Origin of the sequence: Thermus parvatiensis (assembly GCF_001535545.1) — a bacterium.
Lineage (GTDB): Bacteria > Deinococcota > Deinococci > Deinococcales > Thermaceae > Thermus > Thermus parvatiensis.
The window spans coordinates 1758614-1781013 of sequence record NZ_CP014141.1 but is presented as its reverse complement, the minus strand read 5'-3'; the positions used below and the strand labels follow the sequence as shown (position 1 = coordinate 1781013).

Annotated in this window: 34 protein-coding genes, 1 tRNA gene and 2 pseudogenes; 8 read left to right on the top strand and 29 right to left on the bottom strand. The window is 67.2% G+C overall.

Going from position 1 to position 22400, the window contains the following annotated elements:
• Positions 1-16: 16 nt before the first annotated feature.
• The 4 genes and pseudogenes from dcd (at position 17) to trmH (ending at position 2848) form a co-directional block, all read left to right on the top strand.
• Complete coding sequence (dcd, locus tag AV541_RS09735) at positions 17-562, top strand: dCTP deaminase (RefSeq protein ID WP_008630912.1); 546 nt, start codon at positions 17-19, stop codon at positions 560-562.
• Between the two features lie 3 nt (positions 563-565).
• Positions 566-1650: pseudogene (locus AV541_RS09730) on the top strand (ATP phosphoribosyltransferase regulatory subunit).
• Positions 1647-2267 (top strand): ATP phosphoribosyltransferase, encoded by a 621-nt coding sequence (gene hisG / locus AV541_RS09725; RefSeq protein ID WP_060384772.1) that lies wholly within the window; start codon positions 1647-1649, stop codon positions 2265-2267. The pseudogene AV541_RS09730 and the gene hisG overlap by 4 nt, the downstream one beginning before the upstream one ends.
• Positions 2264-2848 (top strand): tRNA (guanosine(18)-2'-O)-methyltransferase TrmH, encoded by a 585-nt coding sequence (gene trmH, locus AV541_RS09720; RefSeq protein ID WP_060384771.1) that lies wholly within the window; start codon positions 2264-2266, stop codon positions 2846-2848. The genes hisG and trmH overlap by 4 nt, the downstream gene beginning before the upstream one ends.
• Here the strand turns inward: trmH and AV541_RS09715 are convergent.
• The 4 genes and pseudogenes from AV541_RS09715 to AV541_RS09700 form a co-directional block, all read right to left on the bottom strand.
• Positions 2838-3077 (bottom strand): hypothetical protein, encoded by a 240-nt coding sequence (locus AV541_RS09715; RefSeq protein ID WP_008630920.1) that lies wholly within the window; start codon positions 3075-3077, stop codon positions 2838-2840. The two genes, trmH and AV541_RS09715, sit on opposite strands and share 11 nt — an antisense overlap.
• Before the next feature lies 1 nt (position 3078).
• Complete coding sequence (locus tag AV541_RS09710; RefSeq protein WP_038034982.1) at positions 3079-3267, bottom strand: hypothetical protein; 189 nt, start codon at positions 3265-3267, stop codon at positions 3079-3081.
• Complete coding sequence (locus tag AV541_RS09705; protein WP_060384770.1) at positions 3257-4213, bottom strand: branched-chain amino acid transaminase; 957 nt, start codon at positions 4211-4213, stop codon at positions 3257-3259. Before AV541_RS09705 ends, AV541_RS09710 begins: the two co-directional genes overlap by 11 nt.
• Positions 4200-5152 (bottom strand): annotated as a pseudogene (locus tag AV541_RS09700) (hydrogen peroxide-inducible genes activator). Before AV541_RS09700 ends, AV541_RS09705 begins: the two are co-directional and overlap by 14 nt.
• Before the next feature lie 109 nt (positions 5153-5261).
• Between AV541_RS09700 and AV541_RS09695 the strand changes: the two are divergent.
• Positions 5262-6170 (top strand): manganese catalase family protein, encoded by a 909-nt coding sequence (locus AV541_RS09695; protein ID WP_008630926.1) that lies wholly within the window; start codon positions 5262-5264, stop codon positions 6168-6170.
• Positions 6171-6173: 3 nt separating this feature from the next.
• Here AV541_RS09695 and dprA read toward each other — a convergent pair whose 3' ends face one another.
• Entirely contained in the window at positions 6174-7178 is a 1005-nt protein-coding gene (dprA, locus tag AV541_RS09690) for a DNA-processing protein DprA (protein ID WP_060384769.1), read from the bottom strand.
• Between the two features lie 84 nt (positions 7179-7262).
• Here dprA and era point away from each other — a divergent pair, with 84 nt between their 5' ends.
• The 3 genes from era to AV541_RS09675 all read left to right on the top strand — a co-directional run bounded on the left by era (position 7263) and on the right by AV541_RS09675 (position 9218).
• A complete protein-coding gene (gene era, locus AV541_RS09685; protein ID WP_008630929.1) occupies positions 7263-8168 on the top strand; it encodes a GTPase Era in 906 nt (301 codons plus the stop codon).
• Between the two features lie 44 nt (positions 8169-8212).
• On the top strand, positions 8213-9100 hold the full coding sequence (locus tag AV541_RS09680) for an acyltransferase (protein ID WP_060384768.1): 888 nt from the start codon (positions 8213-8215) through the stop codon (positions 9098-9100).
• Positions 9101-9141: 41 nt separating this feature from the next.
• Positions 9142-9218 (top strand) — tRNA-Ile (locus AV541_RS09675).
• 66 nt (positions 9219-9284) lie between these two features.
• Here the strand turns inward: AV541_RS09675 and AV541_RS09670 are convergent.
• From AV541_RS09670 to AV541_RS09555, 24 genes are all read right to left on the bottom strand, one after another.
• Positions 9285-9557 carry a hypothetical protein gene (locus AV541_RS09670; RefSeq protein ID WP_008630931.1) on the bottom strand — a complete coding sequence of 91 codons (273 nt, stop codon included), beginning with the start codon at positions 9555-9557 and terminating at the stop codon, positions 9285-9287.
• Positions 9554-10102 carry a transglycosylase SLT domain-containing protein gene (locus tag AV541_RS09665; protein WP_008630932.1) on the bottom strand — a complete coding sequence of 183 codons (549 nt, stop codon included), beginning with the start codon at positions 10100-10102 and terminating at the stop codon, positions 9554-9556. Before AV541_RS09665 ends, AV541_RS09670 begins: the two co-directional genes overlap by 4 nt.
• A gap of 399 nt (positions 10103-10501) precedes the next feature.
• Positions 10502-11608 carry a hypothetical protein gene (locus AV541_RS09655; protein WP_008630934.1) on the bottom strand — a complete coding sequence of 369 codons (1107 nt, stop codon included), beginning with the start codon at positions 11606-11608 and terminating at the stop codon, positions 10502-10504.
• 9 nt (positions 11609-11617) lie between these two features.
• Positions 11618-12718 (bottom strand): hypothetical protein, encoded by a 1101-nt coding sequence (locus AV541_RS09650; protein WP_008630935.1) that lies wholly within the window; start codon positions 12716-12718, stop codon positions 11618-11620.
• A gap of 68 nt (positions 12719-12786) precedes the next feature.
• Entirely contained in the window at positions 12787-13239 is a 453-nt protein-coding gene (locus tag AV541_RS09645) for a hypothetical protein (protein ID WP_008630936.1), read from the bottom strand.
• Positions 13240-13406: 167 nt separating this feature from the next.
• Complete coding sequence (locus AV541_RS13205) at positions 13407-13532, bottom strand: hypothetical protein (RefSeq protein ID WP_269146127.1); 126 nt, start codon at positions 13530-13532, stop codon at positions 13407-13409.
• On the bottom strand, positions 13529-13957 hold the full coding sequence (locus tag AV541_RS09640) for a hypothetical protein (RefSeq protein WP_038035049.1): 429 nt from the start codon (positions 13955-13957) through the stop codon (positions 13529-13531). The genes AV541_RS13205 and AV541_RS09640 overlap by 4 nt, the downstream gene beginning before the upstream one ends.
• Positions 13958-14195: 238 nt before the next feature.
• Positions 14196-14498, bottom strand: a complete 303-nt coding sequence (locus tag AV541_RS09630; protein WP_038034985.1) for a hypothetical protein — start codon at positions 14496-14498, stop codon at positions 14196-14198.
• Complete coding sequence (locus tag AV541_RS09625) at positions 14488-14712, bottom strand: hypothetical protein (protein WP_008630941.1); 225 nt, start codon at positions 14710-14712, stop codon at positions 14488-14490. Before AV541_RS09625 ends, AV541_RS09630 begins: the two co-directional genes overlap by 11 nt.
• Positions 14712-15029, bottom strand: a complete 318-nt coding sequence (locus AV541_RS11715) for a hypothetical protein (protein WP_008630943.1) — start codon at positions 15027-15029, stop codon at positions 14712-14714. The genes AV541_RS09625 and AV541_RS11715 overlap by 1 nt, the downstream gene beginning before the upstream one ends.
• 329 nt (positions 15030-15358) lie before the next feature.
• Positions 15359-15613 carry a hypothetical protein gene (locus AV541_RS09615; protein ID WP_038035056.1) on the bottom strand — a complete coding sequence of 85 codons (255 nt, stop codon included), beginning with the start codon at positions 15611-15613 and terminating at the stop codon, positions 15359-15361.
• A gap of 2 nt (positions 15614-15615) precedes the next feature.
• Positions 15616-16011 (bottom strand): hypothetical protein, encoded by a 396-nt coding sequence (locus tag AV541_RS09610; protein WP_008630946.1) that lies wholly within the window; start codon positions 16009-16011, stop codon positions 15616-15618.
• Positions 16012-16022: 11 nt separating this feature from the next.
• On the bottom strand, positions 16023-16898 hold the full coding sequence (locus tag AV541_RS09605; RefSeq protein WP_008630948.1) for a hypothetical protein: 876 nt from the start codon (positions 16896-16898) through the stop codon (positions 16023-16025).
• Between the two features lie 8 nt (positions 16899-16906).
• Positions 16907-17422: a hypothetical protein gene (locus tag AV541_RS09600; protein ID WP_008630950.1), complete on the bottom strand. Its 516-nt coding sequence runs from the start codon at positions 17420-17422 to the stop codon at positions 16907-16909.
• Between the two features lie 11 nt (positions 17423-17433).
• Entirely contained in the window at positions 17434-17817 is a 384-nt protein-coding gene (locus tag AV541_RS09595) for a hypothetical protein (RefSeq protein ID WP_238529934.1), read from the bottom strand.
• Positions 17818-17984: 167 nt separating this feature from the next.
• Positions 17985-18665: an AAA family ATPase gene (locus AV541_RS09590; protein WP_008630953.1), complete on the bottom strand. Its 681-nt coding sequence runs from the start codon at positions 18663-18665 to the stop codon at positions 17985-17987.
• Positions 18666-18854, bottom strand: coding sequence for a hypothetical protein (locus AV541_RS09585; protein ID WP_008630955.1), 189 nt, complete (start codon positions 18852-18854; stop codon positions 18666-18668).
• Positions 18854-19006, bottom strand: coding sequence for a hypothetical protein (locus AV541_RS11490; protein ID WP_156423376.1), 153 nt, complete (start codon positions 19004-19006; stop codon positions 18854-18856). The genes AV541_RS09585 and AV541_RS11490 overlap by 1 nt, the downstream gene beginning before the upstream one ends.
• Positions 18994-19527, bottom strand: coding sequence for an N-acetylmuramoyl-L-alanine amidase family protein (locus AV541_RS09580; RefSeq protein WP_008630959.1), 534 nt, complete (start codon positions 19525-19527; stop codon positions 18994-18996). The genes AV541_RS11490 and AV541_RS09580 overlap by 13 nt, the downstream gene beginning before the upstream one ends.
• A complete protein-coding gene (locus tag AV541_RS11710) occupies positions 19505-19873 on the bottom strand; it encodes a hypothetical protein (protein ID WP_008630961.1) in 369 nt (122 codons plus the stop codon). The genes AV541_RS09580 and AV541_RS11710 overlap by 23 nt, the downstream gene beginning before the upstream one ends.
• 64 nt (positions 19874-19937) lie before the next feature.
• The gene (locus AV541_RS11485; protein ID WP_008630963.1) at positions 19938-20339 is read right to left on the bottom strand and encodes a hypothetical protein; all 402 of its coding nucleotides are present in this window, start codon (positions 20337-20339) and stop codon (positions 19938-19940) included.
• 46 nt (positions 20340-20385) lie between these two features.
• The gene (locus AV541_RS11705; protein WP_060384766.1) at positions 20386-20946 is read right to left on the bottom strand and encodes a hypothetical protein; all 561 of its coding nucleotides are present in this window, start codon (positions 20944-20946) and stop codon (positions 20386-20388) included.
• A 101-nt stretch (positions 20947-21047) separates the two neighbouring features.
• On the bottom strand, positions 21048-21329 hold the full coding sequence (locus tag AV541_RS09560) for a hypothetical protein (protein WP_038034987.1): 282 nt from the start codon (positions 21327-21329) through the stop codon (positions 21048-21050).
• Positions 21330-21411: 82 nt separating this feature from the next.
• Complete coding sequence (locus AV541_RS09555; RefSeq protein WP_244880535.1) at positions 21412-22398, bottom strand: phosphoadenosine phosphosulfate reductase domain-containing protein; 987 nt, start codon at positions 22396-22398, stop codon at positions 21412-21414.
• Between the last annotated feature and the right edge of the window lie 2 nt (positions 22399-22400).

The following is a 22400-nucleotide window of genomic DNA, read 5'->3' as shown; positions in this document are numbered from 1 at the left end:
CGGTATAGTTGAAGGCATGATTAAGCCGGACTGGTGGATCCGGGAGATGGCCAAAAAGGGCATGATCGAGCCCTTCGAGGAGCGCCTGGTGCGGGAGGGGGTGATCAGCTACGGCCTTTCCTCCTTTGGCTACGACCTACGGGCGGCTCCCGAGTGGAAAATCTTCACCAACGTCTTCTCCACCGTGGTGGACCCCAAGGGCTTTGACCCCAGGAGCTTCGTGGAGTACGAGGGAGAAGAGGTGATCATCCCCCCCAACTCCTTCGCCCTCACCCGGAGCATTGAGTACATCCGCATGCCGGAGAACGTCATCGCCATCGCCCTGGGTAAGAGCACCTACGCCCGGTGCGGCATCGTGGCCAACGTCACCCCCTTGGAGCCCGGCTGGGAGGGGCACGTGACCCTGGAGATCTCCAACACCACCCCCCTTCCCGCCAAGGTCTACGCAGGCGAAGGCATCGTCCAGCTCCTCTTCCTGGAGGGCCCCCGCCCCGAGGTCACCTACCGGGACCGCAAAGGGAAGTACCAGGGGCAGAAGGGGATCACCCTCCCCCGGGTTTAGGCCATGATCCCCGAGGGCACCCGCTTCCTTTTGCCCCCCGAGGCCCGGCTCAAGGCCGAGGTGGTGGGGAAGCTCCAGCACCTCTTCCGGCGCCACGGCTACGAGCCCGTGGAGCTTCCCGCCCTGGAGCTTTACGACCCCGACCACCCCCTGGCGGAAAGGGCCTTCAAGCTGGTGGACAAGACGGGGGAGGTCTTGGCCTTAAGGAGCGAGTTCACCACCCTCCTCGCCAAGCTCCTCCGGGCCCACCTGGGAGAGGGCGTGCACCGCTTCCAGTACGCTGGGCCCCTTTGGCTCAGGGAGGCGGACGCGGAGCTTGGGCGCCTTCGGGAGTACACCCAGGTGGGCCTGGAGCTTTTGGGGGCCACGGGGCCCTTGGCGGACGCCGAAGTGCTGGAGCTGGCCTTCGCCGCCCTCGAGGCCTTAGGGGTCCAGGGGGAGGTGGAGGTGGGCTTGCCGAGCCTCGTGGGGGAGGTGCTCAAGGCCTCGGGGCTTCCCGAGGCCCTGCAAAGGCGGGCCCAGCAGGCCATCCACCGCAAAAACCTCCCGAGCTCAAGGGGCTTCTCGCAGAAAGCCCCGTCCCCGAGGAGGCGCGGAAGGTCCTCCTCGCCCTCCCCGACCTCTACGGCGGGCGGGAGGTCTTGAAGGAGGCGCGGGGCCTTCCGCTGCCCCCCAAGGCCCAGGAGGCCCTTGCCCAGCTGGAGAAGACCCTGGACCTCCTGGGAAGGCCCGTCCTCCTGGACCTGGGCATGGCCCGGCGCTACGAGTACTACTCGGGGATCTTCTTCCGGGCCTACACCCCGGGGTTCGGCCTCCCCCTCCTCGGGGGCGGGCGGTACGACGGGGCCCTTTTCCCCAAGGCCGCGGGCTTCGCCCTGGGGGTGGAGAGGCTCCTTGAGGCCTTGCGGCTTCCCAAGGGGGAGGAGCCCCCGGAGGTCTTGGCCCTGGACCTCAAGGCCCTCCGCCGCTTCGCCCGGGAGCGGCGCACGGAGCTTTTCCACGGGGAGGACCCCGTGGCCTACGCCCGAAGGCGCGGCATCCCCTTCCTCGCCCGGGGGGAGGAGCTTTTCCGCGTGGAGGAGGCATGAGGCGCTTCGCCCTCACCGTGGCCCTGCCCAAGGGGCGGATGTTCCGGGAGGCCTACGAGGTCCTCAAGCGGGCCGGGCTGGACCTCCCCGAGGTGGAGGGGGAGAGGACCCTCCTTCACGGAAAGGAGGGGGGCGTGGCCCTTCTGGAGCTTCGCAACAAGGACGTTCCCGTCTACGTGGACCTGGGGATCGCCGAGATCGGGGTGGTGGGCAAGGACGTGCTTTTGGACTCGGGGAGGGACCTTTTTGAGCCCGTGGACCTGGGCTTTGGGGCCTGCAGGCTCTCCCTCATAAGGCGCCCCGGGGATACGGGGCCCATCCGCCGCATCGCCACCAAGTACCCGAACTTCACCGCGAGGCTCCTCAAGGAAAGGGGCTGGGCGGCGGACGTGGTGGAGCTTTCCGGGAACATTGAGCTCGCTGCGGTCACCGGCCTGGCCGACGCCGTGGTGGATGTGGTGCAGACGGGGGCCACGCTGAGGGCGGCGGGGCTTGTTGAGGTGGAAGTCCTCGCCCACTCCACGGCGAGGCTCGTGGTGAACCGGCAGGCCCTCAAGCTCAAGCGGGCGGTCCTCAAGCCCTTGATCCAGAGGCTCAGGGAGCTTTCCGGATCATGAGGGAGCGTACGGAGGCGCGGAGGCGAAGGATAGAGGAGGTCTTAAGGCGGCGGCAGCCCGACCTCACCGTCCTCCTGGAGAATGTCCACAAGCCCCATAACCTCTCCGCCATCCTGCGCACCTGCGACGCCGTGGGGGTCCTCGAGGCCCACGCGGTGAACCCCACGGGGGGCGTCCCCACCTTCAACGAGACCAGCGGGGGCAGCCACAAGTGGGTCTACCTCCGGGTCCACCCCGACATCCGCGAGGCCTTCCGCCACCTGCGGGCAAGGGACTTTAGGGTCTACGCCACCGCCCTGAGGGAGGACGCCCAGGACTTCCGCGAGGTGGACTACACCAAGCCCACCTGCGTCCTCCTAGGGGCGGAGAAGTGGGGGGTTTCCGAGGAGGCCTTGGCCCTTTCGGACGGGGCCATCAAGATCCCCATGCTGGGGATGGTCCAGAGCCTGAACGTCTCCGTGGCCGCCGCCGTGATCCTCTTTGAGGCGCAAAGGCAAAGGCTCAAGGCGGGGCTTTACGAAAGGCCCCGCCTGGACCCGGAACTCTACCAGAAGGTGCTTGCGGATTGGCTCAGGAAGTGAGGAAGGCCTCCTCCTCCAGGAGTTCTTCCAGGGACTTGGCCTTGACCCCGAGCACGGAAACCCAGACCTGAAGCTCCCCCCAGGCCTCCTCGTCTTCTGGATTCTCCTTGGCCCTTTTCCAAGCGCTCTGAAAGGCCCGGGAGGCCTCCTCCAGCTCGTCCAGGAGAACTTCCAGGACCTCCCGCAAGCGCTCCTTGCGCACGCGTTTCCGGGCTTCCGTCTTGGGCATCCTACCTCCTTCCCATTCTACGGAGGAGCCGTTCCACCCGCCCTTGGTAGGTCCGGATCTCCTTTTCCCAGTAGCGGATGAGCTCCCACCTGGGCTCGGGACGACGCAGCTCCTCCTCTATCTTGGCCTGGTGCTCGCGGATACGCGCCTGGTAGCTTTCCACGCTTTTGCGCAACCGCCTATTGCCCATTCACGTACGTGAGCCAGCCCTCGTACTCCGGCCGCCGCCCGGTGACGGCCTCGAGGTAGACCTCCCGGAGCTTCAAGGTGATGGGCCCCGCCGTCCCCGAGCCGATGGGGCGCCAGTCAATCATGGACACGGGGGTGACCTCGGCGGCCGTGCCGGTCATGAAGACCTCGTCCGCCATGTAGAGCTGGTCGCGGGTGGCCCGCACCACCTGGACCTCGTAGCCCAGGTCCTTGGCGATGCGGATCACGGAGTCCCGGGTGATGCCCTCGAGGTTCACGGAGTGCTCCAGGGCATAGATCACCCCGTCCCGCACGAAGAAGAGGTTCTCCCCGCTCCCCTCGGCCACGTAGCCTTCCTCGTCCAGAAGAAGCGCCTCGTCGGCCCCGGCGGCCACCGCCTCCATCTTGGCGAGGGCCGAGTTCACGTAGTTGCCGCCCACCTTGGCCTTGCCGGGCATCACGTTCGCGGGGAAGCGGGCCCAGGAGCTGGTGATGAGCCTGGCCCCCTTGCGCACCGCCTCCTCCCCTAGGTAGGCCCCCCATTCCCAGGCGGCCACCATCACCTCGGCGGGGTTGTTGGGAAGGGGGTTCACCCCGAGGGCCTTCGCTCCCATCCAGGCCAGGGGGCGGATGTAGCAACTCCTGTAGCCGTTTCTCCGCACCACCTCCTTGATGGCCTCCTCCAGCTCCTCCGGGGCGAAGGGGATCTCCATGCGGAGCACCTTGGCGGAGTTGTAGAAGCGCTTCACGTGCTCCTTGACCCGGAAGATGGCGGGGCCTTTGGGGGTCTCGTAGGCCCTTATCCCCTCAAAGACGCTGGTGCCGTAGTGGAGGGCGTGGCTTAGGACGCTGGTCTTGGCCTCCTCCTGGGGGACAAAGGCCCCGTTCATCCAGATGAGCCCGGCCTTGATCTGCACGTCGCCGCCCTTGGCCTCAGGCTTGGTCATGGCGAACCTCCGCCCCCATCATAGCGCTTTCTTGCGCCCTTGCGTTGGAGCGCAACAGGGCGAAGGCTCGCCGCGCTTCCTCGGCCAAGGGCCGGAGCAAGGGAGCCTTGAGGCTTCCCTCCCGGAAAAGGAGGTAGACGGTGCGCCCGGCCCCGGGGGGCTTAGGGGGCGCAACCGGGTCCTTTGGGCCGGAGAGAGGGTCCAGAGGGCCACCTCGGGGAGGAGGGTGAGCCCCCCCACGGCGTCCACCAAGCGGACGAGGGTCTCCAGGTCTCCGCTTTGGAACTCCACGGACCGCCCGCCGAGGCTCGGACGGCACACGGAGAGGACCTGGTCCCGGAAGCAGTGCCCTTCGGCGAGGACCCAGGTGTCCTCGAGGGGGATCTCCAAAGGGTGGACCGCCTCCCGCTCAAAGAGGGGGTGGCCCGGGGCCACGTAGACCCAGAAGGCCTCGGTGAAGAGGGGCTCGGCCCCGAGGCCTGGGTGCCGCTCCTCCGTGCCCACGAGCCCCGCGTCCAGGCTTCCTTCTTCTAGCCCCCGCACGATCCCCGGGGTGAGCTCCTCCCGCACCGAGAGGGAAAGCCGGGGGTAACGTGCCTTCAGCTCCGGAAGGAGCCGGGGGAGGAGGTAGGGGGCGAGGGTAGGGATGACCCCGAGCCGGAAGGGGCCTTGGAAGCAGGCCGCCTCCCCCTGCACCAAAAGCCTGAGCCTTTCCACCTCCTCGAGGACCCTCCGGGCCTGGGCCACCGCCACCCGGCCCGCCTCCGTGAGCGTGCCCTTCCTCCGGTCAAAGAGCCTTGTCCCCAGGGCTTCCTCCAGCTTGCGGATCTGGACGGAGAGGGCGGGCTGGGTGAGGTAGACCCGTTCCGCGGCCCGGGTGAAGCTCCCTTCCTCGGCCAAGGCCACGAGGTAGCGCAGCTGGTCTAGGGTCAGCTTCATAATCCTGGCTTATTCTAGCGCCAAGCAAGATCTATTTGACTTATGGGCACTCCCCCTTTTAGGGTGAGGGCGTCCCTGGGGCCAAGCCCAGGGCGAAAGGAGGGAGAAGATGTTCCTGAGGATAGACCGCCTGCAGATTGAGTTGCCCATGCCCAAGGAGCAGGACCCCAACGCCGCCGCCGCGGTCCAGGCCCTTCTGGGCGGGCGCTTCGGGGAGATGTCCACCCTGATGAACTACATGTACCAGTCCTTCAACTTCCGGGGGAAGAAGGCCCTGAAGCCCTACTACGACCTCATCGCCAACATCGCCACCGAGGAGCTGGGCCACATTGAGCTGGTGGCGGCCACCATCAACAGCCTCCTGGCCAAGAACCCGGGGAAGGACCTGGAAGAGGGTGTGGACCCCGTGAGCGCCCCCCTAGGCTTCGCCAAGGACGTGCGCAACGCCGCCCACTTCATCGCCGGGGGAGCCAACAGCCTGGTCATGGGGGCCATGGGGGAGCACTGGCACGGGGAGTACGTCTTCACCAGCGGCAACCTCATCCTGGACCTCCTCCACAACTTCTTCCTGGAGGTGGCGGCCCGGACCCACAAGCTCCGGGTCTACGAGATGACCGACAACCCCGTGGCCCGGGAGATGATCGGCTACCTCCTGGTGCGGGGCGGGGTGCACGCCGCCGCCTACGGCAAGGCCCTGGAGAGCCTCACCGGGGTGGAGATGACCAAGATGCTCCCCATCCCCAAGATTGACAACAGCAAGATCCCCGAGGCCAAGAAGTACATGGACCTCGGCTTCCACCGGAACCTCTACCGCTTCAGCCCCGAGGACTACAGGGACCTCGGGCTCATCTGGAAGGGGGCCTCTCCCGAGGACGGCACGGAGGTCGTGGTGGTGGACGGCCCGCCCACGGGGGGTCCCGTCTTTGACGCGGGCCACGACGCCGCCGAGTTCGCCCCCGAGTTCCACCCGGGCGAGCTCTACGAGATCGCCAAGAAGCTCTACGAGAAGGCCAAGTAACCCTTAGCCTGGCCCGTAGCGCCCTCCCGGGAGGGCCCGGGCCAGGCCCTTGAGCTCCAAGAGGGTGAGGAGGGAGAGCACCCGCTCCGGGGGGATCCCCAGGGCCATGGCCAGGGCCTCGGGGAGCGCCTCCTTCTTTTCCTGCAGGAGGGCGTAAAGGGCCTCCTCCTCCGGGGAGAGGCCCGGGAGGGGCTTGGGCCTTGCGGACATTCCCAGGTAGGAGAGGACGTCCTCGGCGGAGAGCACCGGGTAGGCCCCGTCCTGGATGAGGCGGTTCGCCCCCAGGGAGCGCTCGTCCGTGGGCCTTCCGGGCACGGCCAGCACCTCCTTGCCGAGCTCCAGGGCGTGGCGGGCGGTGATGAGGGCCCCGGAGTCCAGAGGGGCCTCCACCACGACCACCGCCCGGCAAAGCCCGGCGATGAGGCGGTTCCGCCGGGGAAAGAACTCGGGCTTAGGGCCGGTCCCGAAGGGGAACTCGGAGAGGAGGTCCATCCGTTGGGCCAAAGGGCGGTTTTCCGGGGGGTAGACCCGGTCCAGGGCGCTTCCCAAGACGCCCAGGGTGCGCCCCCCGGCCTCGAGGGCCCCGAGGTGGGCCTCCCGGTCTATACCCCGGGCGAGGCCCGAGACCACCCAAAGCCCGGCCTCGGAAAGCTCCCGGGCGAGCCTCCGGGCAAAGGCCAGGGCCCAAGGGGAGGCCCGGCGCGTGCCCACGAGGGCCACCGCCTCCCTTTCCGGGGGAAGCTCCCCCTTCAGGTAGAGGTGGGTGGGCGGCTGGGGAAGCGCCCTCAGCCCCTCGGGGAAGCCCTCCTCCCAGAGACCCAGGAGGCGCACCCCTAGGGCCTCGGCGCGCCGCCTCTCCCTTTCCGCCTGGGCCTCGGCCTCGGGGAGGTGCCGCCAGGCCTCGGGGAAGCGCTCCCGCAGGAAGCCCAGAGGGTCCTCCGCCTTTAGGACCTCCAAAAGCCGCTTGGGGCCGATGCCCGGGAGGAGGGCGAGGGCCAAGGGGTCCACGCCTGGAGTATACTGGAAGCCTTGGAAGGTCCGGCCCCCGCCCCCACGGGCGAATCCTCAGGGCCGGGATCACCTGGAGAAACCATGGCGGAAAAGACCTATTCCGGATTCGTGGCCATCGTGGGCAAGCCCAACGTGGGCAAGTCCACCCTGCTCAACAACCTCCTCGGGGTGAAGGTGGCCCCCATAAGCCCCCGCCCCCAGACCACCCGCAAGCGCCTCCGCGGGATCCTCACCGAGGGAAGGCGGCAGATCGTCTTCGTGGACACCCCGGGGCTGCACAAGCCCATGGACGCCCTGGGGGAGTTCATGGACCAGGAGGTGTACGAGGCCCTCGCCGACGTGAACGCCGTGGTCTGGGTGGTGGACCTGCGCCACCCCCCGACCCCGGAGGACGAGCTGGTGGCGCGGGCGCTCAAGCCCCTCGTGGGGAAGGTGCCCATCCTCCTCGTGGGGAACAAGCTGGACGCCGCCAAGTACCCCGAGGAGGCGATGAAGGCCTACCACGAGCTTTTGCCCGAGGCCGAGCCGCGGATGCTCTCCGCCCTGGACGAAAGGCAGGTGGCCGAGCTCAAGGCGGACCTTCTCGCCCTCATGCCGGAAGGCCCCTTCTTCTACCCGGAGGATTACGCCAAAAGCGACCAGACCTTCGGGGAGTGGGTGGCGGAGATCCTCCGGGAGGAGGCCATGAAGCGCCTCTGGCACGAGGTGCCCTACGCCGTGGCCACCAAGGTGGAGGAGGTGGCGGAAAGGGAGAACGGCGTGCTCTACATCAAGGCCATCCTCTACGTGGAGCGCCCCTCCCAGAAGGCCATCGTCATCGGCGAGGGCGGGCGGAAGATCAAGGAGATCGGTCAGGCCACGAGGAAGCAGCTCGAGGCCCTCCTCGGCAAGAAGGTGTACCTGGACCTCGAGGTCAAGGTCTACCCCGACTGGCGCAAGGACCCCGAGGCCCTTCGGGAGCTCGGCTACCGCTCCTCCGTAGGGTGAGGCAGGAGGCTGTTTCCCCGGGCCTTGGGGAGTAGCATGGGTTTATGCCCTGGCTTCTTCCCCGCGAGATCGCGCCCCTCCACCAAAAGGCCCTGGACCGCTATCTGGGTAGCCTCACGGAGAGGCTTTCCGACCCCAATGTGGACCGGAACGCCTTGGTGCGGGAGGAGCTTGCCCGCCTCCTTTACGGGAGGCCCTACGAGGAGCTTCTGGAGGCGAACCCGCTCGCGGCCATGGGCCTGGACCCGGAGGGGATCACCTTTGAGGCCGAGTACTACGCCGCCACCGACCTGGAGAAGTTCCGGCGGGTCAAGCCCCTCCTCTGGTTCTGGAAGGTCCTGGACCTCACGCCCTTGGGCCAGTCGGTGCACTCGGGGGTGGCCATAAGGCGGGCCCTCGCCCCATTCATCTTCAAGTGGGTGGGGAAAAACCCCAAGTTCTTCCAGAACGTGGAGTTCTCCGTGGGCTACAACCTGGAGCTTGGGGACGACGTGGTGGTGCACCGCTACGTCTTCCTGGACGACATCGGCGGCATCAAGATCGGGGACCGCACCTCCCTCTCCGACTACGTCAACGTCTACAGCCACACCCACCACATCCTGGCCTCCCCCGACGTCACCCTGAAGGAGACCATCATCGGAAGCGGGGTCCGCATCACCTACCACGCCACCGTCTTGGCGGGGGTGCGCATCGGGGACGACGCCATGGTGGGCACGGGGGCCGTCGTCACCAAGGACATCCCCCCCCACGCCATCGCCCTGGGCATCCCCGCGAGGCCCGTGCGCTACAAGGTCCGCCACGACTGCCCCTACTGCCGCAAGGGGGAGCCCCATCCCTCGGACCTTGTTCCCAAGCTTCCCGACCGCAAGGGGAACCCCGACTACCCCGACTTCCTGCCCCCGGGCTTCGGAACAAGGGAGGCGGGCTCTTGACGGGGTGAGGCTTTTTTGGCTAAACTGGCGGGTGCGTGCGGGGGCGATTAGCTCAGCTGGTTAGAGCGCACGCCTGATAAGCGTGAGGTCGGTGGTTCAAGTCCACCATCGCCCACCAGATAAGCAAGGGAAATCCCCCGGGTGGTGAGGCCCGGGGGATTGACCTTTGACACCTACACGACACCTAATAGCCGGTCACCAGGTGGTAGATGAGATACCCCACCGCCGCCCCAAGGAGGGCCGCCATGGCCCCGGCCGCCCAGGGGTGCCGCCGCGCCCACGCCAAAAACTGCCCCGAGATGGTGAGCCCCGTGCGCCGCAAGGCCAGGTACTCCACCACGGCCAGCCAGGCCGCAAGGCCCACCAAAAAGAGGAGCCACCAGGACAAGCCGGCCAGGGCGAAGGCCAGGCCCAGCGTGGCGAACATGAGGAGGATGCCCCAAGGAAGCTGCCTCACACCCTCAGCTCGGAGTATTGGGACGCCCAGGCCAGGATCTGGTCTACATAGGCGTCATTCCGCTCACCCCGCCTATAAGCGGTAGGCCCCCGGTTGTAGGCGTGCAGGACATCGCACCACGTGGGGAACTGCCCCCGAAGCCAGGCCAGGTAGCGGATCCCCGCCGCCGTGGCGTACTGCACCCGGGCCGGGGTGGGCATGTTGAGGAGGAGGGTGGGGTCCATGCCCACCTGGCGGAAGGCGCAGGGCTTCACTTGCAGGGGCCCGATCTCGGACCCCGAGGCGCAGGTGGCCCCGTTGTTGCTGATGGCTAAAGTATGCGCCACCCGGTCCACGTGGGGGTTGAAGGAGGACTCTCGCCGGGCCAGGGCCACCACGAGGTCCGGGGGCACCCCCATCCCTTCCGCCTGGGCCAGGGCCCCGGCCACGATCTGGGCCAGGTTCCGCCCCCCGCAGTCCCCGCAGGACTGCCGGGCCAGGGCGGGGTTGACTTCCAGGATGCGGGTATAAATCCGGTCAATGAGACTCCACCGGTCCTTGTCCAAGGGCGGGGGCCCCGGGGGAGGGTAGGGGCAGGTGCTAGGGCTAGGGGTCTCCCTACCTCCGCCACGCGCCGGGCTCGCCCCGGCCCGCGCCAGTGCCAGGACCCCCAGGGCCCCCAGGCCCCAGAGGACCCAACTACCCCTGCCGCCTGCGCCCGTCCTCCGCCCCATGGTGACTCCTCGTCCTGAGCCGGCGTCCCCGGTTTAGGGTCAACCACCCACCCCCTACGTACCAGGCGAAGGCGTGGATGTCCCCATACCGGGCCACCGCGACCTTTACCTCACCCCCGCGCACGTGGCGAAAATCACGCCGGGCCAGGGGAAAGACGCCCACCTCCATGGGCGGGGTAGGGGTGGGGTCAGGGATCACCAGCGTGCGCTCTCGCCATCCGCCCGGCATCATCACGGCCCCCAGGTCAAAGTCCATTCTCCAACGACGAGCTTGTAGAGGTTGCTTTTGGTGAACTTTACGCCGCTGTTGAACGCGAGGGCGAAGCCGCCGGCGTGGTACGTGCCAGTGTACCTGATTATCGCAAACCCATAGATGTCGCGGTTGTAATCGGTGGCGGGAATGGTGATGGCGTTTATCTTCCGACCTCTGGTGATGGCTGTGAACATCCCGGAAGTTATTCGGTACCCGGTGGTGCCGGAGTAGTTTCCAAACTCAGAGTCTAAGTTCGGCGCCTTATAGGCGTCTAGGGGGTAGAAATACAAGGAGTTGTAGACGTCTTCCGCGTACGCCATAGCCCACCACGACAGCAGATAGAGGTCGCCCATTCCGCTATCGTAGCCGCTCCAGTAGCGCGTGGCGAACACCTTCCCGGCGAAGGTACCAAGGTTGGCAATGTTTATGCTTGCGTCCTGCGGCGCCCCGGCGTTTGGGGAGTAGCTGACCTGATAGGCGTAAATGAGCCGTAGCCTCTGGTCCGAAGCTAGCGAGATGACCACGGGGTTACCCAGCCCGTCCCGGAACAGCTCCCTGGTCATCAGGTTGCCCCCTGCGCTACCGGAGGGACTGAACCCCCACTCGGTGAGGTTTCTGCCGCCCACCTGGGCTTCGGTGAACTCGCGCCTTTTTGTGATGATGAATGTTCCAACCCCGGGGCCGGAGGTGGACTGGCGCGCAATCGTGTCGGGTTCGCCGCTTACTCCGGCGTTCGTCCTCGCTACTTCGGCTACTAACCCCGTCTGGGTCGCATTCGGTGGCGTTGAGCCAGTGCCTACTACGGCGTAGTCGGCGAGCGAGATAAATCCTCTGCTCCCTATTAGCGCGTCATAGGTCTGGGTCAAGATGAGGTTGTGCTGTTCGGCCTCCTTCTCAACGACCCAAATCTTCCCCCTTCCGAGCCCGCCCGGGCCGGAGGTCAGGCGCTCCTTATAGCGCCCCACCTGCCAATGCAGGTGTTGCGGTTGCAGGCGGGCGCTGAATGTCGGTGGCGGCGGCAGAAGGGGCCGCACCACAACCCTCGGTATCCGGATTTCCTTGCCGGGCACGACAATCTTTCCCATGCTTCCTCCTTAGGCGAGTTCGTAGCTCCCTGTGGTTGGGGCAGAGAGGGTAGCCGAACCCAGGGCTTCGTAGCCAGAGGGGAAGTAGTTTGCCCCTCTCAAGTCCACGACCACCACTACCAGGGCGTAGGTTCCCGTGGTCGGGGCGGAGAGGGTAGCGGCGCCAAGGTTCTCCGTCCCAAGGTTCTGAACGACCGCGATAGGAACGTAGCTCCCCGTGGCGGGTGCCGATAGGGTGGCCGAGCCAATGCCCTCCGTCCCGAGGTCCACGATGACCACGATGGGGATGTAGTCCCCAGTAGCGGGAGCGGTAAGGGTAGCTTGGCCTAAGCCCTTCATCCCGAGGTCCACGATGACCACGATGGGGATGTAATCGCCCGTGGTGGGGGCGGAGAGGCTGGCCAGGCCCAGAGCGTCCTCAACCCGCACGGGATATATCTCGGACCTTAGGACGTAGCCGGTGGCGTCTAGGGCGCTGACCAGGCTCCCCAAAAGCTCTATCTGGTAGGGCAAGGCTACGGCCTGGTCCAGCACCACAGGTTGGTCAAAGGTCTGGATGGTGTGGGGCGTGGCGTACAGCTCCCGCTGGACCCGCATGACTAGGCTCGTGCGGTCGGGGGAGAGGTGGAAGAGGAGCACGTCCGAGTCCGGAGGGTAGTAGCCAACGGTGGCGTCCTGGATGAGGACGGGGTCCACGCCCGGGAAAGGGCCCCGCTGAACGAAGGACTGACTAAGGGGGTCCCACTGCCGCACCCAGACCTCCCCCTCCCGCTCGTACGCCACCACGTGCCGGGCCGCCTGGTCAAAGGCCAAGGCCAGGTGGCGGATCTCCTCCACCGGGTGAGGGAGGGGAGGCACCTCCACCTCCACCCACACCGCCACTTCTGCCCCCCGTGAGTCGTGCAAGGGCCAGGGGCCCTCCCCGGGCACCTGGGCCTGGAAGAGGCGGAAGCGCCGCTCCACGCGGTCCAGGAGGCCCGCCCACGCGTAGCCGTAGAGGGTGGCATAGGAGCCGTCCCCGGTGTCCCCCATGCTCCGAGGGCCGGGGGCCAGGCGCAGCTCTGGCGCGTAGGTGTTTCCTCTGCGGTAAACCTGGGTCTTCAGCGGCATAGGCGCTCGCGCCGTAGGGTGTCCAAGTACCTTTGCCGGTAGGGCTCGTACTTGCTCATTACCTCCTCCTACTGCATCAGGATCTGCACGGCCACGGGCCCTTCACCAACGTCCGAAACCTCCAAAGCCTCCACTAGGAAGGTGAGGTCTAGGGCGGCGGCGGGCATGAGCACATAGGGCCCCACCCGCCCGGAGCCGTAGCGGAACCACAGGGCGGCTTTGGCGTCCCCGATGTTGACCACGTGCCCCCGGGTGGCGGGCTTTCCCAAGAGCCCCGCCACGTCCACCACCGCCACCCTTCCTATTTCGGGGGCGATCTGAGCGATGAGCGGAAGCCGGGCCGGGTCATGGCCCTGCACGTCCCGCCTTGGGCGGCCAAACTCGTATTCAAGGATGCGTTGGATGGCGGCCAGCTGGTCCTTCAAGCACGCCATATCTGCCCGCATCTCGCCCATGGCCTCCTGCAGGCGGGCAGGCAAAGCCGCCAAATCTTCTTGCTTTATGCCCAAGAGGTTGAGCACGCTGCACCTCCTTGCCCCCAGCCTGGCCGCCCTTGCCCAGGTTTTCAAGGGCGGGCCGCACCACAAAGGCCCCCAGGAGGGCCACCAGGACCAGGTACACCGTGGCCACCCCGAGGGCGATGCCCACGCCCTGCTTGTAGGACTGCCAGAAGGACGGAGCCTGCATGCTACTCCTTCTTCCCCACCAGGGCCCCCACCAGGGCTAGGACCAGGAGGAGGCCCACCCAGATCAGCGTTCCCCCCACGACAAAGCCAGCGCCGAAGCGAAGGCCGTCACCGAAGTTCAGGTTCACTTTCCACCTCCTGCCTTTTGCTCCATGCCCATAGCCCGGATGCGGGCCAGGGCGGCCTCAATCTGCCGCTGGGCGATGTCCCGAGGCAGGCCGGGGGCCATCTGCTGCAGGGCCTCCATGGCCTCCCGGAGTTTGGCTTCTGCCCGGGCGGAAGGATCGTACTGGGGGCCCACCTTCCGCCAGCGCTCCTCCGTGGCCAGGACCGCCTGCTCGGCCAGCTTCGGCACACGTTCGGAAAGCCATTTCTCGTAGTTAGCAAAGAGCATCCGCACCGCCGCCGCGAGGACGGGCCCCACCACGGGGATGGCGGAAACCACCCGCACGATGAGCCCCGAGAGAAGGGCGATGAGCCCGGCCGCGAGGAGAGCTTGGACGAGCCAGACGAGCCATACCTGCCCCTGAGGTAGGAAGTCCTGCACGCTCACACCATCACCCCCACGCGCTTCACCCCACCCCTACCTTCACAGTCGCAGGGGGTGGGGGCAATAGAGCCGTCCTGGCACGTGACCAGCACTTGCGGGCAGATCCGATCGGAAGGGGGGGAACCCTGGGAAGGCTGCCCGCTCTGGGCCCGCCCCCCTCCCCGCCGGGCCAGGGCGTACCCCGCGTACGCCCCGGCCGCCACCGCCACCGCCACGATCCAAGCGCCCTGCATCCGTCACCTCACCAGAGGGGCACCACGGGCAGAGGGGCGGGCCTGCCCACATAGGCCGGGTTGTACCAGCCGCAAAGGCTCGGGACTACCCGGCAAAGGGCGTCCTGCCCCAAACCGCCCAGCCCAAAGGGCAGCTGGCCGCCGAAGTCACCCACCACCACGGGAGGGGTTTCGGTCTGGGCCGGGGGAGCTTCCGACTGCTTCGGCGTCTGCCCGGCGGTAGCCTGCCCCTGCCCCTTGGCCAGCTGATACGCCAGATAGCCGGCCACGCCAAAGCCCAAAAGGGCCAGCAAAAGCGCTCTACTTTCCATCCTCTTTCACCTCCCTCACCCGAAGGCCCTGCCGGTAAGCCTGGGCCTCCATGGCGTTCGCCACCCGGGAGAGGTAATAGGCCTGCCGGCGGCCGTTCTCCTCTATCCGGGCCAAACGCTCCCGCACCTCGGCCACATCCCGGAACACGAGCTTCAGGAACGCCGCAAAGGCCACTGCCCCCAAGCCCATGTCCATGACGTCCTTCCACTCCACTAGCAGACCACCCCCTCCGTGGCCAGCTGCTGTAGCTGCTTCTTGACCCCCTCAATCTGAGCCTGGTAGGTCTCCAGCTCGTCTTTCAGGGCCGCGTACTGCTGGGCCGCCTGGTCCACCGCCCGGGAGTCGTCGTAGTTGAAGAGATTTCCCGGCCGGGGCCCCTGCCCCTTCACGTAGTCCATGCAGGCGTTGTAGTTCCCGCCCAGGGCAGGGGAGCAGATTTCCCAGAAGCAAGCCTCCCGCTTGGCGTAGCTCCAGCAGTTCGTATCCGCGCTGGACCCCTTGGCCACCAGATCGTTCATCTTCTTCTTCACATCGTCCGCGGCAGACTGGAGCTTTTGCAGCTTTGCTTTCAGGTCCGCGCAAAGCTGCCCCTTGGTGATGGTGGGGGTTTGGGGGGTCGGGGTAGGAGTTGGGGTGGGAGTGGCAATGGGATTGGGCAACGTTGGGAAAGTCTGCGGAGGGGTCGGGGTAGAAATGGGTTGAGAGGAAGGAGGCAGAACCGGTTGAGAGGAGGGGGGCACGACAGGCTGGGCCGGGGCGTACGGCACACGCTGCCTGTTGGGATCGGTCATCCTCCAGGCGATGAGTCCTCCCACGACCACTGCTCCTATCGCCGCAACCCCCAAAAGGGTGTTCTCGCTCATGTCCACCTCCAAACCAGCACGGCCATCACCAGCGCCGCTCCTACGGTGACGGCGGCCACGGTGAGGGCCTGGGCCTGGCGGGCTCGGGCGGCGGCCTCCAACATGGCCCGCTCTTGGGCCAAGCGGGCCGCTTCCATCTGGGCTTGGGCGGCCGCCTTTTGGGCCTCCAAGGCCATGCGCTCCTCATCCGTGAAGATGAAGTCGTCCAGCAGGTTGGTGACCCCACCGATGAGCCCGCCAAAAACGTCCATGCTCACTCCTTCAATGCAAGGACCACCAGGAGGACCACCCCGAGGCCCACCAGGACCCAGACCCACACGGGCACCACGGGCTGCGCTTGGACGCTCGCGGCTTGTGCTTTGGCCGCTTCCGCCTGGGCCTGGGCGAGCTGCAGCTGGTACTGCAGGCGTTCCTGCTCGGTCAGGATGTAGGGGTCAATGAGGCTCCCAATCTGGCCCAGCCCGCCCAAGATCTGGGCCCAGAGGGGGGTGTCTCCAGCGCTCCCGGAAACGCCCCCCGTAAGGGGAAGGGTGTAGGAGTTGGAGAGGCTGAACCCCCAGGACCCCGAAGCCCCGGAGTCCAAGAGAGTGTAGGGGGGCGTGTACCCCGAAAGGCTGGGGGAATAGGATTCGGAGAGGCCGAACGGCATGGCTCACCCCCTCAGAGGCCGCCCCGGTTCTCCAGCTCAGCCAGGCGCAAGAGGCGGCTCTTGTCCAGCACCTCCACCCGCCGGCCCATGGCGGCGATCTGGATGTAGTGGCCGGCCCGCTCGTTCCAGACCATGGGCACCTGGGTGGTGAAGACCTCCAGGAGAAGGCGGGTGCCCGGCACCAGCTCCACCTGCTGGGGCCAGGCCAGCATGGTCTCCAGGTTGTTCTGGTCCACGCTGTGCATGGTGGAGAAGGACTGGTTGAAGACGGTGGCCACGCTGTCGTCCACCCCGCCCGCGTCCCGGGCCACCCGGAGGCGGAACTGCCCGTCAGCGTGGGTGTAGTAGACCTCAATGTCCTGGGCGCCGGTCACGCCGGCGGGCTCAAAGAAGGTCACTTGCTGGCTCGCGTAGTTGACGTCATTGATCTGGCACCGCTGCCACACCCCGCCCACCTTGGCCCAGACGGCCACGTCTGGGTGGTAGGTGGAGGGCAGGGTAGGGGCCCCCTGCAAGGAGGGGATGAGGTAGGGCAGGGTGACGGTGCGGGCCTGGGCCGTGGCCAGATTCTGGCCCGCGAAGGCGGCCAGGCCCTTCAGGTAGATGCGCAGGCGCCGCTCTCCCGCCAGGATGCGGAAGTGGGCCGTGTCCGGGGTGCGCATCTGGGCCAGGGCGAAATACTCATTGGGGCGGTAGGCCAGGCCGGTGGCGTCAAAGTCCTCGTTGTCAATCCAGGCGAACTGCCACCCCGAGGCCTGGACCGCCGCCGGGGCAGGCCGCGCCGGCTGGGGCTGCGGCTGAGGCGCGGGGGAGGGGGCGGAAGGGGCGTCCTGGAACACCCCGAGGCCCCTCCGAACCGCGTTGCGAAGGCTATCCAAGAGCGCCATAGTCCCTCCTACACGTTGGAGTTGTCCACGCCCACGGGCAGCTCAATGCGGGTGCGGGAGTCGTTGAGGTTCACGGTGATGCCGGGGTCGGTCTCCACGTAGATCTCCAGGGTGTCCCCCTCCCGCAGCACGATGCCCTGGGGCGGGGTAGGGGCGTAAAGTGGGCTCGCGGTCTGCAGGATGTTCTGGTAGAACTTGGCGTCCCGCTGCTGGGCCTCGGAGAGGTCGTAGTACGAAGCGTACTGGGCCTTGACCAAAAACTCGGGGAAGTCAAAGCCCTTGGTGCGCCGGGCGAAGTAGACGTCCGTGGTGTGGGGCAGCTGGTTGCCGCCGGAATCGTAGAGCTTGAGGACCACGGGGACGGGATTTGGAAAAACCCAAGTGGCCCCCGAGGGCACCACGAACTCGCCCACCTTCACCTTCTGCCTGCCGCCGTACGCCTTGAACTCGGGGCCGCTCCTCAGGATGGTGATGGGGCGGGCCCCGGGCCGAAGCCGCTTGATCCGCTCAAAAGCCTCCTGCATCCTTTACCTCCTTAGTCAATGTCCAAAATCGCCATGACCAGGTTCGCGAAGGAACCGGCCGCCACGCCTAAGCCGATGTAGTCCACCATGGGGTCCTCGGTCAGCTTGTTGTTGATGAGCAGTGAGCCCACGATGACCCCGCCCAGGTTGAGCAACACCCTGTTGGTCCGGGCGTTCGGGACCTCCTTGCTGGTGTCGGGCTTTCCGTCCGGACCCACCGCGTAGTAGTGGACACGCCCGTCCTCGCCCTTCGCCGCCCAGCCAAAGAGGTCGCGCCTGGACGTATAGAGCGCCTTCCGCGCCAGATAAGCCCCTAGCACCCCCACGCTCACGCTCACCACGATGGGGTTCTGCACCACCTCCAGGGGGTTGCTGGTGGAGGCAAGCTTGCGCATGTCCTGCGCCGCGATTGCCGCCGTATCCGCCATTCGCCCTCCTTCTGCCGCCCACGGTAGGCGGGGGGCGATGGGGGAATAAAGAGCGAAGCGCCCCGGAGATACGCCGGGGCGCTTGGGAGTTTTGGGCCGCTTCGCCCGGGCACTTCGCCCGGGCGAAGTGCCCCTTAGCCGTCCAGGGGCACGAAAACCCGCCTTTGTGGGGCCCTCGGGTCCCGGAGGACCAGGCCCGCCCGGTCCCGGTCCAGGTCCTTCACCCCGTACTCCGGGGGCAGGCCGTCATCGGGGCGCTTGAGGAGCCTGACCCGCTCCCCCAGCTCGGGGAACATGTCCGCCAGGGCCTGGACTTCCCGGGGTTCCGTGAGGCGGAAGGCCACCAGGTGGGAGGCCTGACGGCGCACCCCGGGGTCTATGCCCCCGGTGGCGGCCTGGAGCATCTGGGTGACGAAGATGGCCGAATGCCCGTGCTCCCTTCCCCCGGTCAGGACCTCAAAGAGGCCCTTGGGCACCTGCCCCCGGGGAAAAAAGTGGTGGGCCTCGTCAAGCAGCAGAAGGGTGTCCTGGAGGCGCATGATGGCCTGGCCCAGGGCATCCAAAAAGGGGCGGGGGTCGTAGCCGGTGACGTGGAAGTGGACCCTGCGGTGGCGCTTCAAAACAGCCCAGGGGTCCCCGTCCTCCCCCACGCGGAAACGGGCCTCTGCCAAATCACCGAACTCCGTCTTGCGGTTGACGATGACGAGGCGGCGGAAGCGGCCCTCCATAGCCCGCACGATCTGCCGGGCCAGGGTGGACTTCCCTGACCCGGACTTGCCCACGATGAGGATGCGGAAGGTCTGCCTGCCGCCCATCTAGCCCTGGTAGGCCTGCCACAGCTCCCACCCGGCCCAGGCGGCCAAGGCGAAGGCCACCACGGCCTGGGCGGTCTCGCACTTGGGGCAGCACTTGCCCTCCCGGAGGTTTTTCACCCGTCCGAGGCCCAGGTAGAGGCCTCCCACCAGGACCGCGAGGGGAAAAGCGTTCTCCTTGGCGAACTCCATCACTCCTCCTTTCGGAACTCCCGCAGGACCTCCACGCGGATCGTCCCCCGTTTCGTAAAGCCCTCCTCTCCGTACACCCGCCGCACGTAGGCCCGGAGGCGTCCGGGGCGCGTGATGGCGTTTTGGATCCACCGCTCTTTCACGCCGTCCACCTCCTCGCAAACTCAGCTATCGGAGAGGCTACGGCCTGAGCCCGGGCGATCCTCTCTGCCCTGCTGATGGGCCGCGTGGGGCCGAACTCCACCAGGATGGCCGGGCCGGGGAAGTCGTCTATGTAGAGGCGTCCGAACCTCGAGGCCGAAGAGGGCCTAACCCATGCCCCCTCCCCCAAGGCGGCGGCCACGGTGCGGGCCAACTCCTCGGATCCCGGATGAGGGGAGTAGTAGACCCCGGGCCTCGAGGCCGTGGGAGTGTCATGGTGGACCGATATGAAGAGCCTCGCCCCCATCCTCCGGGCCATGGCAATACGCTCAGAAAGGGGGACATAGACGTCCGAGGTCCTGGTGAACCCCACCCGGTAGCCCAGGGCCACCAGGTACTCCTTCAGGGTGAGAGCCTGGGCCAGGTTCAAATCGGCCTCCCGGGTGCCGTCCGGGGCCACAGCCCCGGGATCCTGCCCGCCATGGCCGGGGTCCAGGACGATGTAGGCACTAGGCGCTTGGCGGCGCACCATCAGGAGCACCCCCAGCAGTCCTAGAAGCCCGTACATCCATAACCGCACGCACACCTCCGTACGCCGCTATAGCCAGCACTCCGCCGCCCAGGAGGATCCGCAGCCACGGGGGAAGGTTCTCCACGCTCCCCATGCCCGGAAGGCGGTTCTTCCCGATGCCGTACTGGGCCAGGGCCTCCCCGACCTTCAGGACGTCCAGCACCTGGGCCGGGGGCATGAGGCCGAAGAGGGCCCCCTGCCAAGCCCGCAGAAACGCGGCCTTTTCCTCCTCCGACTGGACCCGCACCCCGAGCATGAGCAAAAACGCCGCCCCGCCCGCGATCTCCTCCCCGGTGAAGGGGATCACGGGAGGCTCCGCCGGCGGAAGCTCAGAGAAGTCTTCCGGGGCCTCCTCGCCTAGGGGCTCCCAGCTACCAGATGACGGGGCCGCTTCCGCTTCCTCCACCGGGGGCGGTGGGGGTGGGGTTTGCGCCTGGGGTTCCTCCACTACCGTTTGCACTCGCACCTCCTTTTCCGGCCAGGGCCACGCCCAGGAGGACCAGGGCCCCGGCCCCCAGGGCCGCGAGAAAGCCGAAGGGGCTCTTCTTAGGGGCACCCCTGGGGGGCTCCTCGGGCTCGGGTTCGGGCCTGGCGGGCTCCTCCTGCGAGGCCTCTTTAGGCCCGGCCACCCGGGGCTGGGACTCCACGGCGGCCTCCAGAATGGGGTCTAAAGGCCCCTGGAGGGGGACGGCCTTCACCTCTCTGGCCTCCCCCTCCTCCTCCAGGACGGCCTTCTCGCCTACGACCTCCTCCGGGAGCTTGAGCCGGAGCATGGTCTACCTCCGAGAGCGCTTCTTCCTCTTGGTCTTCCTGGTCTTCTTAGGCATACGCCCTCCTTCTCCTTCCACCAACAAGGGCCAGGGCCACCACACCCAGGGCGGCCAGCCCGAGGGCCCCCACGCCCACCCCCGCGCCCGCCACGGCGGCCGCCCGGGCCGGGGCCGGCACCAGCTCCACCGCCTCCTTCAGCTCGGCCACGATCCGCCAAACCAGATAGAGGACGGCGATGACCGCGGCGGCGCTGAGGGCCAGGGGCAGGAAGGCCGGGTAGATGTCCCCCCCGCCCAGGTAGCCCATGGGCTGGGGGCACTTGGTGGACCCACATCCCGCCCCCCCGTAGGCGGGAGGCACAGCCCAGGGGTCAGAGGTACCGGCGGAGGAAGACGTGGTCTCCACCTTCAACCGGATCACCAGGTCATTTCCCCGCTTCCCCCAGTCCAGCACCCTGACCCCGGGGCCGTATTTAGCCTGAAGGGCCCGCTCCAAATTGGCCCGCGTGACCCGGGAAACGTCCCCCCCTTTGTGGGCCGCCACGATCTCGTAGGTCTTTCCCGGCCGAAGAGGAGCGTTGGGGTCCACGGGCACCCGCTGGTAGGCCATGCCCTCAGCCTGCCGTCCAGAGGCGGGCAACAAAAGCCCGGCCCGCCATGGCGAAGCGGCGGGCCGGAACGCCAGGGCGAACCGCCCGGGCGAAGTGAACCTTAGCGCTTCACAAGCCTGCGCACAAGTTCCACTAGGGCCGCGAGGCGGCCCGCCACCCCCTCCCCCACCCCGGGCAGGGCCATGAGGTCCTGGATGTCCCAGCCGTGCAAGTTGCGGATATCCCCGTCCAGGGCCTGGGCGATGGACCGGGCGGCCACTGGGCTTCCCAGGAGGGCGTAGAGGAGGTTTTCCAGCGGCTGAGACTCAATCGGCACCGGGTTCCGCTTGCGGGTGGCGAGGGCCAGGATACGCCTACCGGGGCGCCCTTTTTTGAGTTCCATCCCCCGCATCATAGCACGCCTCTAGGTGTCAAGGCCACGATGCCCACAAGTAGGGCCAACCCAAAGGCTTTCTGGCTAGGTGTCATGATTCCTCCATCCTATCTCTCAAAAAAGCCTCCTCCTCGGAAGTGAGGAGCTCCATCCCGAGCTTCGCCTCCACCTCCTTCAACCTCCGGTACACCTCCCGCCTGGCCTCGAGGGTGAGCCCCCCGGGCTTGCCGTCCTTCCGCTTTACCCGGGTCGCAGGATCCCGGGTCCACGCCCAAAGCCACTCCCGGAACTCGTAGAGGGGGAGGAGGTGGGCGTGGCCGTTCTCCAGGGCCCGCGCCATGGCCTTGTCCCGCCGCACCACGGTGCAGGTCCAGCACCCGAAGCGGGTGTCCCGGCCCCCGTAGACCGCCTCCAGGCCCTCCGTGGGGTAGCCCAGGGAGGGGGCCACGAAGTTCAGGTAGTCCCACACGAAGCACTCCCGCCAGAAGGCGATGGGGGCCACGTAGAGGGCGTTCAGACGCTTGGCCTCCTGGAAGAGCACCCCCTGGCCGCACTCCCCGCCCCGGGAGCAAGAGAGGACGAGCCTCTGGTCCCGGGCGTCCGACTCCCCGAAGCGCACCCCCGTGAGGATGGCCTTCTTCCCGGGAAGGCTCTGGACCAGGCGGTCCATGGGGGCGATCTTCAACCTGCGGGTGCACCAGCGGAAGCGGTTGTGGGGCGGGGGGTAGCCCTTGCCGATGATTTGGACCCAGAAGCTCTCCTCGGGGCGGGGGCGGGCGGTGTGAACGTGGACCCCGGGGTGGAGCCTCTTCACCGCCTCCAGGAAGGCCAGGGCCTGGGCGTGGAGGGTGGGGATCTCCAGCCCCGTGTCGGCGTAGACCACGTGGATCTCCACGGGCTTCCCCTTGCGCTTCCACCACTCCAGGGTGAGGACGGTGGTGGCGGTGGAGTCCTTGCCCCCCGAGTAGGTGAGGACGAAGGTCTCGGCCCCCTGGGCGAGGGCGGCCTCGAGGGCGCGCTCGGCCAAGGCCACGGCCTCCTTGAGGTCCGGAGCGAAATCGGCATGCCAGGAAATCATGT

Bases quoted from the DNA above. Each gene is read 5' to 3' on its own strand.
- dcd (WP_008630912.1), top strand. From the start codon at position 17: ATGATTAAGCCGGACTGGTGGATCCGGGAGATGGCCAAAAAGGGCATG.
- hisG (WP_060384772.1), top strand. From the start codon at position 1,647: ATGAGGCGCTTCGCCCTCACCGTGGCCCTGCCCAAGGGGCGGATGTTC.
- trmH (WP_060384771.1), top strand. From the start codon at position 2,264: ATGAGGGAGCGTACGGAGGCGCGGAGGCGAAGGATAGAGGAGGTCTTA.
- AV541_RS09715 (WP_008630920.1), bottom strand. From the start codon at position 3,077: ATGCCCAAGACGGAAGCCCGGAAACGCGTGCGCAAGGAGCGCTTGCGG.
- AV541_RS09710 (WP_038034982.1), bottom strand. From the start codon at position 3,267: ATGGGCAATAGGCGGTTGCGCAAAAGCGTGGAAAGCTACCAGGCGCGT.
- AV541_RS09705 (WP_060384770.1), bottom strand. From the start codon at position 4,213: ATGACCAAGCCTGAGGCCAAGGGCGGCGACGTGCAGATCAAGGCCGGG.
- AV541_RS09695 (WP_008630926.1), top strand. From the start codon at position 5,262: ATGTTCCTGAGGATAGACCGCCTGCAGATTGAGTTGCCCATGCCCAAG.
- era (WP_008630929.1), top strand. From the start codon at position 7,263: ATGGCGGAAAAGACCTATTCCGGATTCGTGGCCATCGTGGGCAAGCCC.
- AV541_RS09680 (WP_060384768.1), top strand. From the start codon at position 8,213: ATGCCCTGGCTTCTTCCCCGCGAGATCGCGCCCCTCCACCAAAAGGCC.
- AV541_RS09655 (WP_008630934.1), bottom strand. From the start codon at position 11,608: ATGGGAAAGATTGTCGTGCCCGGCAAGGAAATCCGGATACCGAGGGTT.
- AV541_RS09650 (WP_008630935.1), bottom strand. From the start codon at position 12,718: ATGCCGCTGAAGACCCAGGTTTACCGCAGAGGAAACACCTACGCGCCA.
- AV541_RS09630 (WP_038034985.1), bottom strand. From the start codon at position 14,498: ATGGAAAGTAGAGCGCTTTTGCTGGCCCTTTTGGGCTTTGGCGTGGCC.
- AV541_RS09615 (WP_038035056.1), bottom strand. From the start codon at position 15,613: ATGGACGTTTTTGGCGGGCTCATCGGTGGGGTCACCAACCTGCTGGAC.
- AV541_RS09610 (WP_008630946.1), bottom strand. From the start codon at position 16,011: ATGCCGTTCGGCCTCTCCGAATCCTATTCCCCCAGCCTTTCGGGGTAC.
- AV541_RS09605 (WP_008630948.1), bottom strand. From the start codon at position 16,898: ATGGCGCTCTTGGATAGCCTTCGCAACGCGGTTCGGAGGGGCCTCGGG.
- AV541_RS09600 (WP_008630950.1), bottom strand. From the start codon at position 17,422: ATGCAGGAGGCTTTTGAGCGGATCAAGCGGCTTCGGCCCGGGGCCCGC.
- AV541_RS09595 (WP_238529934.1), bottom strand. From the start codon at position 17,817: ATGCGCAAGCTTGCCTCCACCAGCAACCCCCTGGAGGTGGTGCAGAAC.
- AV541_RS09590 (WP_008630953.1), bottom strand. From the start codon at position 18,665: ATGGGCGGCAGGCAGACCTTCCGCATCCTCATCGTGGGCAAGTCCGGG.
- AV541_RS09585 (WP_008630955.1), bottom strand. From the start codon at position 18,854: ATGGAGTTCGCCAAGGAGAACGCTTTTCCCCTCGCGGTCCTGGTGGGA.
- AV541_RS09580 (WP_008630959.1), bottom strand. From the start codon at position 19,527: ATGGTGCGCCGCCAAGCGCCTAGTGCCTACATCGTCCTGGACCCCGGC.
- AV541_RS11485 (WP_008630963.1), bottom strand. From the start codon at position 20,339: ATGCTCCGGCTCAAGCTCCCGGAGGAGGTCGTAGGCGAGAAGGCCGTC.
- AV541_RS11705 (WP_060384766.1), bottom strand. From the start codon at position 20,946: ATGGCCTACCAGCGGGTGCCCGTGGACCCCAACGCTCCTCTTCGGCCG.
- AV541_RS09560 (WP_038034987.1), bottom strand. From the start codon at position 21,329: ATGGAACTCAAAAAAGGGCGCCCCGGTAGGCGTATCCTGGCCCTCGCC.
- AV541_RS09555 (WP_244880535.1), bottom strand. From the start codon at position 22,398: ATGATTTCCTGGCATGCCGATTTCGCTCCGGACCTCAAGGAGGCCGTG.